Here is a 14151-nt window from a genome sequence, read left to right as displayed (position 1 = left end):
CAGCAACCGCACACCGGAGCCGCTTTATTTTCCAACATCATAGTCCCGCACCGGCTTCACGAAGCCCCTTCCCGGAGCGGCGTGTCGCCGCCGGCCCGCTAAGTGGGGCGGTGTTCGGACAGGCGGCCGCTCAGCTCGTCGGCGGTCAGCGGCGTCACCGGCGGGGACGGCGCCGGATGGGTGCGCATCCCGGCCAGCACCAGCCGCACCGTACGCTCCCGCACCTCATCCGCCAGATCCGCGGGCAGCGTGGGAAGCCCGCGCACGAGTAGCCCGACGACGCCCATGACGTCCCCGGCGCCGACTTCAGCGCGCAGCGCCCCCTCGTCATGGGCGGCCTTGACGATCCGGTCGAGGGCGGCCAGCAGCCGGGTGCGGCCTTCACTGATCTCAGGTGTGCCCACCACGCCCTCGGCCGGCGCGTCGGCGACCGAGACCAGCAGGTCCAAGTGGAACGCGGCGCAGTCGTGCACGAAGCGGCTGAGCGCGTCGAACGCCCAGGTCTCCTCCTTCCGCGCGGTGTCCGCCAGGGCGATCATGCGCTCCAGGGCGTCCGCCAGCACGGCCTGGATCAGGCTGTCGCGCTCGGGGAAGTGCCGGTAGAGCGTGCCCGCGCCCACCCCGGCGAGCCGCGCGACCTCGTCCATGGTCGCCCCGGGCCCCTGCTCCGCGAAGACGGTCCTGGCGGTGTCGATGATCAGCTCTCGGTTGCGCCGGGCATCCGCCCGGAGTTGGCTCGTCCCATGCATGGGTCAGCCGGCCTCTCGCTTGACGTCACTTCTTACGCAGAATATCGCCGGAAACCGGAGAATTTTTCTCCGGTGCGCCGATCTACCGGCTGAGCCGCCCGCGGTAGATCTCTCTGGCCCGTTCGTAAAGCTCCAGGTGGTCGCCCAGCTGCTCCTTGCTCTCGAACGTGCCGAACTCCCGCAGCAGCATCTCCAGCCGGTCCAGCCACGCCAGGCACCACCGCACGTCCGCCTCCCTGGCCACGTGCCCGCCCGCGACGTCCACGTACACCGGGCTGGTGTGCGCGTACGCGCCGCGCCGGTGGAAGGAGCGCGGGTGCGGCCCGCCGGAGGCGACGGCCACGACGTACGTCGGCTCGCGCACCTCCATCGCGGCCACCAGCCGCCCCGGCGGCCCCTGCGCCAGCACGCCCTCCGCGGTGTGGATCTCCAGCGACTCGACCTCGGGCCCGATCGAGGTGGCCACGATCTCGACCCGCTGCCCGGGGGCCAGCTCCAGCGTGTCACCGGGTTCGTGCCCGTTGACGGTGACCTCCAGCCACGGCCCCGTGGTCGCGAAAGTCCGCCCGAGCAGGATCGCCTCGGCGTACGACTCGGCGGTGAGCGGCCCGGCGACGTGCGCGTACACCCGCTCCCACCCAGGCGGGGAGGAGGCGGTGCCGCGGCGGCAGAAGGACAGCACGGCGTCGGTGCCCGCGGTGACCGCGAGCCGGTTGCCCGCGCCGATCAGGCGGCGGTAGACGGCGGCGGTGGCGGAGATCGAGGAGTGGTTGAGCACGTCCAGGGTGTCGATGAGGCCGAGCGCGGCGTCGGCGACGATCTCCCTGGCCGAGCAGTTCCGCCTGCGGTCGAGCACCACGTCCGGCGGGTCGTCGTCGGCGAACGCCGTGTGGAACGGGTGCCCGTAACCGGTCACCCCGCCCAGCGCGCGCAGTTCCTCGCAGGCGGCCGCGTTGGGCGGCCAGTCCACCGTGTCCAGGAAACCGGTGTGGTAGCGCTGGGGCAGGTGGCGCAGCCCGAACGCGGTCAGGTGCCCGACGACGTCGTTGCGGTATTCGACGCCCATCCTGGCCAGGTGCCGCTCGTCCGACCAGGGCAGGTCCTCGCCCACCCAGTGGGCGAGCGCCTCCACGTCGTACACCCGCTCGCTCGCCACGTTGCCGGCCACGAGGTTGAGCACGTGCAGGTCCTCGCCGTGCTGGGCCGCCGCGGCCAGCGCGGGCGCGGCCGGTTCCTCGCCCATCCAATTGAGGTGCACGTGCAGGTCGCCGCCGTACCAGCCGCGGGCGGCGGCGTCGTAGAGCCGCTCGGGCGCCACCTCGACCAGCGTCTCGGCGCCCGCCTCGGGGGTCAGCCCGACCTCGGTGGAGGTGTACTCCATGCCCCTGGTCACGGTCACCGTGATCGGCTCCGCGGGCACGGCGACCACGAGATCGTCACCGTGGAAGTACGGCCTGCGGTGGGCGTCCAGCTTGGGCGGCGCGCCCTCGGGATACCAGCCCTGGCCGTTCGCGCCGGTCACGCTCCACCGGCACGGGAACCCGGCCCGCACTCTGAGCGTGGCCGCGGCGGCCCGCCTGGCCAGCGGGGACAGGTCCACCGGCCGCCCGCCGACGCTGACCTCCCGCGCCACCTCGACCACCTTGGCGCCACGCGGCGGCACCTCGTACGCCGTGCCGTCCACGACCACCGTGACCGGCTCGTCCCTGCTGGAGTCCAGCAGCAACGCCGTACGGAACGGGCCGTCGCCGAGCACCACCCGCGGGTCGGCGGCCAGCGCGACCCCCTCCGGCGTGAGGCGCAGCGCGGGCAGGTTGTCCAGTACGTCGCCGCCGAGCGCGTCGCGCACCACCCGGTCGGCGTCCACCTGGCCGAGGTGATCCTCGAGCTCGGCCTCGGACAGCTCGGGATGGCGCTCGGCGAGCTGGCGCAGGCCCGTCGTCCAGAAGTCGTAGCGGTGGTCGAGGAAGACCGTGGTCCAGGCCTGGACGACGTACGACAGGGGCGGCTCGCCCCAGCAGGGGCCATGGGCGTCGCGCAGCGAACGGTAGTCGGCCAGTGCGCGGGCGACGGCGTCGGGAAGCAGCGGATCGTCAGACATCGGACACTCCCTAAAGAGGACGCGTCGTCATCGTGACACGATCTGAGGGTACGTGGATCCCCATGACGCACATCATCGATCGCGAAGCCGTACAGGATCTGCTCGCCACCCGGCAGGCCCAGCTGGTCGAGGTGCTGCCGGAGGAGGACTACGCGTGGGCGCACCTCCCCAAAGCCGTGAACCTGCCGCTCGCCCGCATCGACGAGGCGGCGGCCGCCATGCTGGACCGGGAGCGGCCGGTCATCGTCTACTGCCATGACTGGCTCTGTGACATGAGCCCGCGCGCCGCCCACCGGCTCGATCACCTCGGATTCCGCGAGGTCCACGACTACGGCGTGGGCAAGATGGACTGGCTCGCGGCCGACCTGCCGTACGAGGGGCAGGCCGCGCTGGTGTCGCAGAACGTGCGCCGCGACCCCGTGACCGCCACCCTGGACGACCCGCTGGAAGAGCTCACCGAGCGCATCGTCGCCGACCCCGCGGGGCTCGCTGTGGTGGTCGACGAGGACGACGTGGTCCAGGGTGTGATCGGCTCGCCCGAGCTCAAGGGCGCCGACATGGGCGGCACCGCCGAGCAGGCCATGCGCGTCGGCGTGACCACGGTACGGCCGAGCGAGCAGCTCACACCGCTGATCCAGCGCATGGACCGGGCGAAGGCCGACCACGTCGTCGTGACGCAGGCGGACGGCACGCTGGTGGGCCTCTTCGGGCTCGGCGACCTGCGCCCGCAGGCGACGGAGTCCGACCTGGGCTGAGCGGCTAGGTGTCGCGCCGGTCCAGGCGGAACGTCGGCTTGCCCGGCTTGCCCGGCTCCACGTCGAGCGCTTTGTCGTCGAGGATGGGCACGGCCTCCTCGGCGACGAACACGCGGACGTTCTCCTTCTCGATGACCTGATCACCGGCGTGCGGCTGGCTGGCCAGGGAGAGCTCGAGCGCGCCGGCCTCGTCGGCCTTGGCGGCGATGCGCAGGCCGGCGTCGGCGGGCACGTCCTCCCCGGCCATCACGTCGCGGATCGCGGCGACGGCCTTGTCAGTCAATGTCAGCACAACGGGCTCCTTCACCATCGTGAACCTCCGCCTCCCCCTCAGCCAGGTGCCCAAACCCGGGTATGCCAGGACTGCCGCCGGGTAGCGGAAGCGCATGGGGGAGACCGACAAGGCCGTCATCGACGTCCTGCTCGACCGCTATGGTCGTTCGGCGGCCCTCGTACGGGTAGGGCGCAGCAAGGCAACGCTCGAAGAGGTGAAGTCGGCCGCGCGATAGCGATCGTAGATGCCGGGCGGGGACCCCTGGCTTCAGCCATGGGGTAAGTCCGGCGCGGGAAGGCGTGCTGGCGCCCGAGGGTGCAGTAACGCAAACCACTTGCAGCGTCACGTTGTGTGCCAGTAGTGTGAGCGGTGGTCGAACAGGTGAGTGATAACCAAGCTTGCCGGTTCGGCCGCTACTCACCGCCGGGAGGGCGGAGCACGCGCTACCCCGACCGGGGGCGCGGGTTGGGGCGTGGAAACCCGCACCGCGGGGCCGGAAGGTGAATCGCCAAGCAACAGCGTCGCGACCATGCGCATAGCCGCACGGTTGGGACGGCTGGAATCCCCCGGATCCATCCGTGGGGAGCGCTTCAAGATTGGTAGGTTCGGACCATGGGTGAGTTTGTGAGCGTCGAGGTGGCCGACCAGATCGCCACGATCCGTCTTGACCGTCCGAAGATGAACGCCCTCAACGGCCAGGTCCAGCTGGAGATCGCCGAGGCAGCCCGCATCGTGGACGCCGACCCGCAGGTGCAGGCGGTCATCGTCTACGGAGGTGAGAAGGTCTTCGCGGCGGGCGCCGACATCAAAGAAATGGCCGACATGTCCTACGCGGGCATGGCCACCCATTCCCGCACGCTCCAGGCCTGTTTCACGGCGGTCGCCGAGATCGGCCAGCCGGTGATCGCCGCCATCTCCGGCTACGCCCTGGGCGGCGGCTGCGAGCTCGCCCTGTGCGCCGACTTCAGGGTCGCCGGGCAGTCGGCCAAGCTGGGGCAGCCGGAGATCCAGCTGGGCATCATCCCGGGCGCGGGCGGCACCCAGCGCCTGCCCCGGCTGATCGGCCCGGCGCGCGCCAAGGACCTGATCTTCACAGGGCGTCACGTCCCCGCCTCGGAGGCCCTCGAAATGGGGCTGGTGGACCGGGTGGTGCCCGACGAGCAGGTCTACACGGCCGCCCTCGAATGGGCCGCCACCTTCGTGGGCGGGCCGGCGGTCGCGCTGCGCGCCGCCAAGCAGGCCGTTGACCAGGGCCTGGAGGCGGACCTGGACACGGGGCTGGAGATCGAGCGCCTGCAGTTCTCCGGGCTCTTCGCCACGGACGACGCGAAGATCGGCATGCGCGCCTTCGCCGAGAAGACCAAGCCCAAGTTCACCGGCCGATAATCACCCCGCTCGGGGGCTCCCAAGGGCCGGGACGTCGCGAGCCCCGGCCGGGGGCGGTCCAACACAAAGGCGACCCGTTCTGACGGGCCGTCCCTTTGGCTGTGGGATTGCCAGTATCTTCATAGTTCATGATGCGCGTCCTCGTCCCTGCCCGGCTCCGGAAGGCCGTGCGTGCGTGGTTCGACTCCCGCTACATCTCCATCGCCGACCACCGTCAGGACATCAGGGACGCGCTCTGGGAGGTCCAGACCATGCGGCGGGAGATGACCACCCTCCAGGCCGAGGTGGAACGCCTCAGGAACGCCCGGCCACCGGCGACGGCCGACAAGGCGAAGATCGATGACACCCACCGCCTCGCCCAGGAGACGGCGAAGGCGCTGGACGGCGTGCTCCAGAACGAGGTCCTCGTCTGGCAGGCCATCGACGACCTACGGGCCCGCGCCGCTCGATCCGGTACGGGCTCCGCCGTCAACGGGCCGGCCGGGCATCCCGAACAGGACATGGTGCCTTACGGAGAGGGAGAGGAGCGGCCGTGCGCGTGACCTGGACCGGCGGGAAGCTGAGCTTCCGGCTCGACCCGGAGGACGAGATCACCGGAAGAGCGGCCGACGAGCACCCGGTCAAGCTGGCCACCAACTCCTGCTCCATCGGCGGCGTCCCGGATGACGCCCACCCCGACCTCTTCGCGGTCGCGGCCTGGACGATCGTCGCACCGTGGACGCGCAAGCGCATCTCCTTCGACAGGGCCATATCGGCCGAGGTGGCCACCGCTCTCCACGACGGCTGGGGCATCGAGGCCGGACCGGTGGACGCGCAGCCGCGCCCGGCCGGGCCGACGCTCGCGATCTCCTACAGCGGCGGCGCGGACTCCGTGGCGGCCACCGCCATCTACCCGGACGCGCCTTTCGTCCACTTCCGGAGGGTGACGCATCCGCGCGTCCCCAACCGCTGGCCGCACTATCGATCCGACGTGCTGGCCAAGCTCGCCGCCGGCACCGGACGCGAGCTGACCACCGTCACCTCCGACCTCGAGTTCACGCTGGCGGAGCCGCGCCCCGGCTACCCCGAGCACCACGCGGTGGCGGCAGGGGCGTTGCTGCTCGCCGACCAGCTGAACCTCGGTGGGCTGGCGTTCGGTTACGAACTCGGTTCACGCTGGCTCGGCGGTGATCGCTACTTGCTGCGGTACACGCCCGACAACCCCATGTGGGCGCCGCACGGGGCGTGGGGACGGTTGTTCGCCGCGGCCGGCGTACACATCGTGCTGCCCGTCGGCGGCGTGAGCGAGGCGGTCACCATGCGCCTGGCCCTGAGCTCCGGCCTCAAGGACCAGGTGCGCTGGTGCCTGCGCGGCACCGACGGCCCCTGCCGTACGTGCGGGAAGTGCCTCTACAAAGAGCTCATCCAGGCCGCCGTCGAGCGCCGCCCGCTCAACACCCCCATCACCGCCGACCGGCCCGTGGCCCGCAAGTGGCTCCAGAAGCCGCCTTACGGCGGCATGGAGATGATCGAGTACGCGCTGGCGCGCGTTCCCGGCATCGAGCACACGTTCTTCGCCAAGGCGCTCGACTACTTCGACGCCACGGAGGAATCCACGAGCTGGCTCGACCACTGCTACCCGCCCGCGATCGACGAGATCCCCGGCCAGTGGCGCGACGAGGCGGCCGCGTTCATGACGGCCCAGGTGGGGCTCATGACCGAGAGGGAGATACGGCGGGTGGAGACATGGGGCTCCTGACCCCGTCCCCGCTCCGTCCCGGCACGCGTTGCGGCCGGCCAGGGCCTGGGGCCGGGCTCGGGTGGCGAGTCGCTGAGGCGAGGCGGCCAGGTGCGTGCGGAGAGCGGGCCGCTGCTGCAAGGTTCGGGCTGGTTGAGGAGTTGGGTGCGTGAAGGTTTACCTGTCGGTGGACATGGAGGGCGTGACGGGGCTGACCGACCCCGAGGAGATGCACGCCGGCAAGCGCGGCTACGAGCGCGGTTGCGAGCTGATGACCGCCGACGCCAACGCCGCCGTCGAGGGGGCGTTCGAGGCGGGAGCGAGCAGCGTGCTCGTCAACGACGCCCACGGCTCCACGAAGAATCTCAGGATCGACCTGCTGGATCCCCGGGCCAGCCTCATTCGCGGCCCGGGCAAGGCGCAGCGGATGGCGCAAGGGCTCGACGGCTCGTTCCAGGCCGCCTGTTTCGTCGGCTATCACGCTCGTGCGGGCGTCCAGGACGGCGTGCTCAATCACACCTGGATGGGCAAGGAGATCCAGAACGTCTACCTCAACGGCGAGTTGTGCGGCGAGACGCGGCTGGTCGCGGCGTGTGCCGGGTTCCACGGCGTGCCGGTCGTGCTGGTCACCGGCGACGAGGCCGTCGGTGAGGAGGCGCGCGAGGTGCTCGGCGAGGTCGAGACGGTCGCGGTGAAGAGGGGGATCGACAAGTTCTCGGCCGAGTTGCTGCCGCCCAGCGTCGCCCAGGCACGCATTCGTGAGGCCACGGCTCGGGCCCTCGGACGGTTGACCGACTTCACGCCGTACCGGCTGGCGGCGCCGTACACGCTCGGGGTGGAGTGGAACTCCACCGCCATCGCCGCCGCCGTGGCGCTCGTCCCCGGCGTGAAGTCGGTCGGGTCGCGTCACATCGAGTTCACCACCGACGACTTCACCCAGATCATGGCGCTGTTCGGCATCTTCGCCACCATCGGCGGCCAGGTCGCCTGCGGCAGCGGACCCTATGGCTGAGGTCCCCTGGGAGAAGAGGGGCGCACGACGGTGACGCGGCGCTCACGGAAGCCCGCGCGCTGCGGCGACGGGGTGTGGGATCGGTTGTCGGGATCGGGTGTAGGGAGCGGGTGACGTGGAAGGCGCGGCGCTGACTCGGCGGGGTCTGCTCGTCGGGATCGGGGCGGTGGGCGGCGCGGGTGCCATGTTCGCCGCCATGGGCGCCCTGGGCCTGGCCCCGGACGGGCAGGACAAGCAGTACGCGGCCCCCAAGCCGGGCGACTTCACCCTGCGCGGGAAGGGTGCGGCCAAGGTCGTGATCCTCGGCGCGGGCGTCGCCGGCCTGACCGCCGCGTACGAGCTCGGCAAGGCCGGCTACGACTGCACCCTCCTCGAAGCCGGGGACAAGGCGGGCGGCAGGAACCTGACGTTGCGCGGCGGCGACCGCCTGGCCGAGCTGAACGGCCCCGCGCAGGAGGTGAAGTTCGGTGAGGGGGTGTACTTCAACGCGGGCCCCGGCCGGATCGCCCCCTGGATGGTGAGCCTCGATTACTGCCGCGAGCTGGGCATCCCCATCGAGACGTTCGTGAACAACAACGCCGCCGCCTACGTGCACACCAACGGCCGGACGGTACGGGCCCGCACCGCAAGAGCCGACATGTACGGGTATGTCGCCGAATTACTCGCCAAAGCCACGAATGTCGGCGCGCTCGACAGGACCATCACCAAGGACGACCAGGAACGCCTGCTGGAATTCCTCAGAAGGTTCGGCGACCTCGGCCCCAAGCACGAGTACGAAGGCTCCCCTCGCCGCGGTTTCGTGAAATTTCCCGCCATCGACACCGGAACACCCATCGACGCCCCCGGCACCCTCCACCAGGTCCTCGCCGCCGGCACCGGCCGGGCGATCACCAACGACTTCGGCTACGACCAGGCCACCCCCATGTTCCAGCCCGTCGGCGGCATGGACGCGATCGTCACCAGGCTGAAGGAAGCGGTAGGCGAGGACCGCATCAAGACGGGCGCCAAGGTCACCAAGATCACCAGCCTCGACGACGGTGTGGAGATCGCCTACGACGGCGGCAGCGTCAAGGCCGACTACTGCATCGCCACCCTCCCGCCCCACCTCCTCGCCAAGATCCCGCACAACCTGGGCGCCCAGGTCACCGCCGCCCTCAAGACCCCGGTCCCGGTCGCCGCCGGCAAGATCGGCCTGGAGTACGGCAAGCGCTGGTGGGAGCTGGAGGACCGCATCTACGGCGGAGTCACCGAGACGGACCTGGACATCACGCACATCTGGTACCCGTCCCACGACTACCACTCCGAACGCGGCCTCATCGTCGGCTACTACAACACCGAGCGGAACGCCGAGCTGTACGGAGCCCTCACCCCCGAGGACAGGAGACGCAGGGCGCTCACCCAGGGCAAGAAGATCCACGGCGACAAGTACCGCCAGCACCTCCTGTCCAGCGTCTCCATCGCCTGGGAGCGCCAGGCGCACATCCAGGGAGGCTGGGTGCGCTGGCCTGCCTTTGATTCGTCGTTCACTCTTCTGCAACGCCCCGCCGGAAGGGTGTACTTCGCGGGCGACTGGCTCACCCATCTGATCGCCTGGCAGGCGGGGGCCATGGAGTCCGCCCGCGGCGCCGTCACCCAGCTGCACCAGCGCGTGTTGCAGTCCCCGTGACGTCGCTCGCTGCTTCCAGGATCGCCATAGTGTTCTGGGAGAAGCGGATCGAGGAGATGGGATGACGTTGCACTGGGTGCCCGCGACCGGGCGAACCGACCTGCTGGCCGATCCGGTAGCCCTCGCCGTGCGAAACATGGAGGGCGTAGAGGTGGCCGAGATCGACCCCGATCTGGCCGACACCGCGGCGTTCTGCGAGCGCTACGGCGAGCGGCTCGACGAGTCGGCCAACTGCGTGGTCGTCGCGGCCAGGCGGGGCGGTGAGACGCGTTACGCCGCGTGCATGGTGCTCGCGACGATGCGAGTCGACGTGAACGGCGTGGTGCGCAGGCATCTCGATGCCCGCAAGGCGAGCTTCGCGCCGATGTCCGACGCGGTCGAGCTGACCGGGATGGAGTACGGCGGCATCACGCCGCTCGGCCTCCCCGACGACTGGCCGATCCTGGTGGACACGCACGTCGCCGAGCATCCGAGGGTGGTGATCGGAAGCGGCGTGCGAAGGTCGAAGCTGGCCGTCTCCGGCGCCACGCTGGCCGGGCTCAAGCCCGCCGAGGTCATTCCCTTGGCGAGCTGAACCCCCGGCCCTTCACGGGCCGGGCGGAAAACTGAAGCCGATTCGAGACCGTTGGATGGGAAACCGATGAGGCACTTGCGGACGTTGTACGAGTGGGAATGTGGCCTCATGGTTCATCTCGTGGGCGGGGATTAAGCCGGTATGGTGCTTCATGCCATGAACGACGACCGACTAGGCCCTTACCGGCTGCTCAGGCGGCTAGGTGAAGGCGGGATGGGCGTTGTCCACCTCGCTGTCGACCCGCAGGGGCGGCAGGTGGCGGTCAAGGTCCTGCGCGGCGAAGTCGCCGGCGACGAGGTCGCCAGGCGGCGGCTTTCGCGCGAGGTCGAGACCATGCGCCGGGTGCGCAGCAAATACATCGCCGAGGTCGTCGACGCCGACGTAACCGGTCATCGCCCCTACATCGTCACCCGTTTCGTCCCCGGCCGGCCGCTCGACGAGATCGTCAAGGACGACGGGCCGCTCGACCTGCCCGAGCTGATCAGCGTGGCACACGGCGTGGCGGCGGCGCTGGCCGCGGTGCACTCGGTCGGAGTGATCCACCGTGACCTCAAGCCGGGCAACGTCATGATCCTGGACGGCGAGCCCGTGCTGATCGACTTCGGCATCGCACAGGCGGTCGACGCGACGCGGCTGACGCAGACCGGTATGTTCATCGGCACGCCCGGCTACCTCGCGCCCGAGATCATCGAGGGGCAGGAGGCGGGGCCCGAGGTCGACGTCCACGCCTGGGCCGGCACGCTGCTGTTCGCGGCCACCGGCCAGCCGCCCTTCGGCAAGGGCACGCTGGAGATGATCTTCTACAACATCACCGCGGGCAAGGCCGACGTCAGCGCCGCCCCGGCGGCGTTGCAGCCGCTGCTCAAGGCGGCCTTCCAGCGCAACCCGGCCAAGCGCCCCAAGGCGGCGGAGCTGGCCGAGAAGACCGCCAGGATGCTGCCCGCGCCGCCGCCGGCCAGTGCGCCCGACGAGATCTCGACCCTGCCGCGCCCGGACACGCAGCAATCGGCCGAGTTCCCGCCGCCCCCGAAGGTGACGGACAAGCCGTCCTACGACGTCTCGACGCCGCCGATGACGCCCAGGCGGCTGCTCGAAAGCCAGGAGCAGCCCGCGCCGCCGCCGCAGGACCAGCAGTACGTCTCGCTGCTGCCCAACCAGGCCGACCCGTGGCCGACCCGCAGGGTGACCCCTGAGGAGCTGCGGCAGATCCAGCGCGAGAACGCGGCGGCCCAGCCCAGCCAGCCGTGGCCGCAGGCCAACAGCCACCCGCCCGCGTACGGCGAGACCGACGTGCCCACCACGCGGGTGCGCCCGGAAGCCCCGGACTACCGCAGGCCCAACCCGAGCCCCGGCCCGGGCGCCCCGCCCGACGCGAACGACTACGGCAGGCTCAGCCCGAGCCCGGTCCAGCCGCCTCCCTACATCCCGGCGCAGCCGCACTACCAGCCCACCCCGTCGACCCAGCGCGAGCCGTACATCCCGGCGGTGCCGCCGGGCAAGGTGCTGCAGCGTTCCAGAGCGTACGGCGTGGCGAGCGCGATGCTGCTCGTCCTCATGGTGGTGGCGGCGGTGCTCGCGCCCGTGCTGGTGGCCGTCGTGGCGATCCCGGTCGCGGTGCTGCTGCGCGCGGCCGACCTGGCGCAGCCCTCGCTGATGGCGCGCCGGGCCGCGGGGGCCGCGGCGCTCGACGTGATCAGGGTGTTCTCCTACCCGAAGGCGCTGGCGAAGTCGGCAGGCATCACGCTGGCGCTGGTGCTCTACGCGCTCATCCTCGGACTGCCGGTGACGCTGCTGCTCACGGTGGTGGCCGGGATGGAGTCGGCCAACGCCCTGGCGTGGGGCGCCGCGGTCGCGCTGTGGACCGTCTGCGCAGGTCCCGGAGTGGAGGGTCCCGGCAAACAGATGCGCAGAACACTCTCATCCCTCGTACCCTCGAGAACAGCGGCGATGGTGATGGCGGGAGTGCTGGCGGTGGGCGCCGCTCTCTCGCTGACCCTCGCTTACAACACGTTCGGGGACAATCCGAGGGGGGCCGTATGGACTCCGCTGAACGTCGATCCAGTGGTCGAGCAACTCGAAGGACTGAGGGGGAACACCGGGGGATGACGCGGGGAAGGTGGCGATGAACACCCAAGCACCGGAATGCCTCGGCCCGTACCGGCTGGTCAGGAAGATCGGCGAGGGCGGCATGGGCGTCGTCCACCTCGGTCTCGACGGCGAGGGCCGCGAGGTCGCCATCAAGGTGCTGCATCCACACGTGGCCGCCGACCTCAAGGCCCGCGACCGGCTGACCCGCGAGGTCGAGACCATGCGCCGGGTACGCAGCCCGCACGTCGCCGAGGTCCTCGACGCCGAGCTCGTGGGCGGCCAGCCCTACGTCGTGACCCGGTTCGCGCCCGGGCGCACGCTGGAGGACACCGTCCTGGCCGACGGCGCCCTGGAGGCGCGCGAGATCATCAGGCTCACCCAGGGGCTGTGCAAGGCGCTCGTGGCCATTCACGCGGCCGACGTGATCCACCGTGACTTCAAGCCGTCCAACGTGATGCTGGTGGACGGCGAGCCGCTGGTCATCGACTTCGGCATCGCCCACCTGGTCAACGCGACCAGGCTCACGCAGACGGGCATGTTCGTGGGGACGCCGGGCTATCTGGCGCCAGAGATCATCCGCGACTCGGAGATCACCCAGGCGGCCGACGTGCATGCGCTGGCCTCGACGGTGTTCTTCGCCGCCACGGGGGCGCCGCCGTTCGGCACGGGGACGTTCGAGGCGGTCTGCTTTAACATCATGGAGGGGCGCGCCCAGATCGACAAGGCGCCCGCCTGGCTGCGCGGCTGGCTCAGCCGGGCACTCCAGGTCGATCCGGAGGCCCGGCCCAGCGCCCACGAGCTGCTGCGGATGGCCAAGGCGCTCGATCCGTCGGTGACCTCGTTCAACCAGACCACCTTCGACGGTCCGACGGGCACCAAGCGGATAGGCAACCGTACGCGGGCCATGGAGAATTTCTCCGATCTGCTGCCGCCGGTCGAATACGGCAAGCCCGCGCCGCCTCCGCCCCAGCGGCGGGAGGAGAAGCCGCCGCCGTACGTCCCCGCGCCGATGCCGGCCCGGCCGCCGCGTCCCGACCAGCGGGTGGCCGGCTACCCGGCGCCGCAGCCCACGTCGCCGTCGCAGGTCAGGCCCTATAGTCCGCCGCCCGCGCCGCGTCAGTACACCCCGCCGGCCGAGCGCAGGAGATATCTGTTCGGCAGCCAGCTCACCGGGCTGCTCCTGCTGGTCACACTGGTGGCGCTGACCGTGATGATGCCGGTCATGGTGGGCGCGGTGGCGGTCGTGCTGGCGCTGGTGCTGCGCCTCGGCGAATACCTGTTCGGTGACCTGGTCAAGAGGCGCCAGGTGCGCGGGAGCAGCGCGGCCGATCCGCTGCTCGCGCTGGTCGGCACCCCGTGGGCGTTGATCAAGTCCGCACTCGTGACGTGCGTGCACGTGCCGCTGGCGCTGCTGTTCGGGGTGTGCGTCTGGGGCGTCCTCTACTGGGCGGGTCAGATGACCGTCAACGACGCGGCCGCGTACGCGGCGGGGGCGTTCGCGGCGGGCCTGTTCGTGCTGCCCGGCGGCGGCGCGCCGCGCAAGGCCGTCACCCGCTCGCTCACCGGCGTGCTGCGCAGCCCGGGTGCGGCGCTGGTCGCGGTCGTGCTGGTGGGCACGGCTGCGCTGTTCGCGGTGATGTTCGCGCTGGGCCAGAATCCGGATTGGTACCCGTGGCAGGCGCCGGAGTCGGTCATCAAGACCCTGGCCAGCGAGGCCGAGCAGAGCACGATCGGGCTGATCACCGGACTGATCGGGAGCCTGCTCGACGATCTCGGGCTGGGGTTCCTGACCAACTGGTTCTGAGTGTCTCGGTGACCTCTCAGGGGGA

Annotated in this window: 13 protein-coding genes; 10 read left to right on the top strand and 3 right to left on the bottom strand. The window is 70.8% G+C overall.

Features of this window, described 5'->3' with window-relative positions; genetic code table 11:
- Nucleotides 1-98 precede the first annotated feature (98 nt).
- Together ACTMTI_RS13345 and ACTMTI_RS13340 are read right to left on the bottom strand one after the other, a co-directional pair.
- Complete coding sequence (locus ACTMTI_RS13345; protein ID WP_441120596.1) at nt 99-749, bottom strand: TetR/AcrR family transcriptional regulator; 651 nt, start codon at nt 747-749, stop codon at nt 99-101.
- A gap of 82 nt (nt 750-831) precedes the next feature.
- The gene (locus ACTMTI_RS13340) at nt 832-2850 is read right to left on the bottom strand and encodes a CehA/McbA family metallohydrolase (protein ID WP_441120595.1); all 2019 of its coding nucleotides are present in this window, start codon (nt 2848-2850) and stop codon (nt 832-834) included.
- Between the two features lie 62 nt (nt 2851-2912).
- Between ACTMTI_RS13340 and ACTMTI_RS13335 the strand changes: the two genes are divergently transcribed.
- Nucleotides 2913-3605 (top strand): rhodanese-like domain-containing protein, encoded by a 693-nt coding sequence (locus tag ACTMTI_RS13335; RefSeq protein ID WP_441120594.1) that lies wholly within the window; start codon nt 2913-2915, stop codon nt 3603-3605.
- Between the two features lie 4 nt (nt 3606-3609).
- Here the strand turns inward: ACTMTI_RS13335 and ACTMTI_RS13330 are convergent, their stop codons facing one another.
- Complete coding sequence (locus ACTMTI_RS13330; RefSeq protein ID WP_441120593.1) at nt 3610-3897, bottom strand: HesB/IscA family protein; 288 nt, start codon at nt 3895-3897, stop codon at nt 3610-3612.
- A 94-nt stretch (nt 3898-3991) separates the two neighbouring features.
- Between ACTMTI_RS13330 and ACTMTI_RS13325 the strand changes: the two genes are divergently transcribed.
- The 9 genes from ACTMTI_RS13325 (at nt 3992) to ACTMTI_RS13285 (ending at nt 14126) form a co-directional block, all read left to right on the top strand.
- Nucleotides 3992-4114, top strand: coding sequence for a hypothetical protein (locus ACTMTI_RS13325; protein WP_441120592.1), 123 nt, complete (start codon nt 3992-3994; stop codon nt 4112-4114).
- A gap of 377 nt (nt 4115-4491) precedes the next feature.
- Nucleotides 4492-5265, top strand: coding sequence for an enoyl-CoA hydratase/isomerase family protein (locus ACTMTI_RS13320; protein WP_441120591.1), 774 nt, complete (start codon nt 4492-4494; stop codon nt 5263-5265).
- Nucleotides 5266-5393: 128 nt separating this feature from the next.
- Nucleotides 5394-5807 carry a hypothetical protein gene (locus ACTMTI_RS13315; protein WP_441120590.1) on the top strand — a complete coding sequence of 138 codons (414 nt, stop codon included), beginning with the start codon at nt 5394-5396 and terminating at the stop codon, nt 5805-5807.
- Nucleotides 5798-7003 carry a DUF6395 domain-containing protein gene (locus ACTMTI_RS13310; RefSeq protein WP_441120589.1) on the top strand — a complete coding sequence of 402 codons (1206 nt, stop codon included), beginning with the start codon at nt 5798-5800 and terminating at the stop codon, nt 7001-7003. The genes ACTMTI_RS13315 and ACTMTI_RS13310 overlap by 10 nt, the downstream gene beginning before the upstream one ends.
- 148 nt (nt 7004-7151) lie before the next feature.
- Nucleotides 7152-7994, top strand: a complete 843-nt coding sequence (locus ACTMTI_RS13305) for a M55 family metallopeptidase (protein WP_441120588.1) — start codon at nt 7152-7154, stop codon at nt 7992-7994.
- A 115-nt stretch (nt 7995-8109) separates the two neighbouring features.
- Nucleotides 8110-9660, top strand: a complete 1551-nt coding sequence (locus ACTMTI_RS13300; protein WP_441120587.1) for a flavin monoamine oxidase family protein — start codon at nt 8110-8112, stop codon at nt 9658-9660.
- A 61-nt stretch (nt 9661-9721) separates the two neighbouring features.
- Entirely contained in the window at nt 9722-10234 is a 513-nt protein-coding gene (locus tag ACTMTI_RS13295; RefSeq protein WP_441120586.1) for a YbaK/EbsC family protein, read from the top strand.
- 156 nt (nt 10235-10390) lie between these two features.
- Complete coding sequence (locus ACTMTI_RS13290; protein ID WP_441120585.1) at nt 10391-12340, top strand: protein kinase domain-containing protein; 1950 nt, start codon at nt 10391-10393, stop codon at nt 12338-12340.
- Nucleotides 12341-12356: 16 nt separating this feature from the next.
- Nucleotides 12357-14126 carry a serine/threonine-protein kinase gene (locus ACTMTI_RS13285; RefSeq protein WP_441120584.1) on the top strand — a complete coding sequence of 590 codons (1770 nt, stop codon included), beginning with the start codon at nt 12357-12359 and terminating at the stop codon, nt 14124-14126.
- Nucleotides 14127-14151 lie beyond the last annotated feature (25 nt).

Source organism: Nonomuraea sp. H19 (assembly GCF_052068215.1).
Taxonomy (GTDB): Bacteria; Actinomycetota; Actinomycetes; order Streptosporangiales; family Streptosporangiaceae; genus Nonomuraea.
Note: the sequence above shows the minus strand (reverse complement) of the source record. Positions and strands in the feature narration are given on the sequence as shown.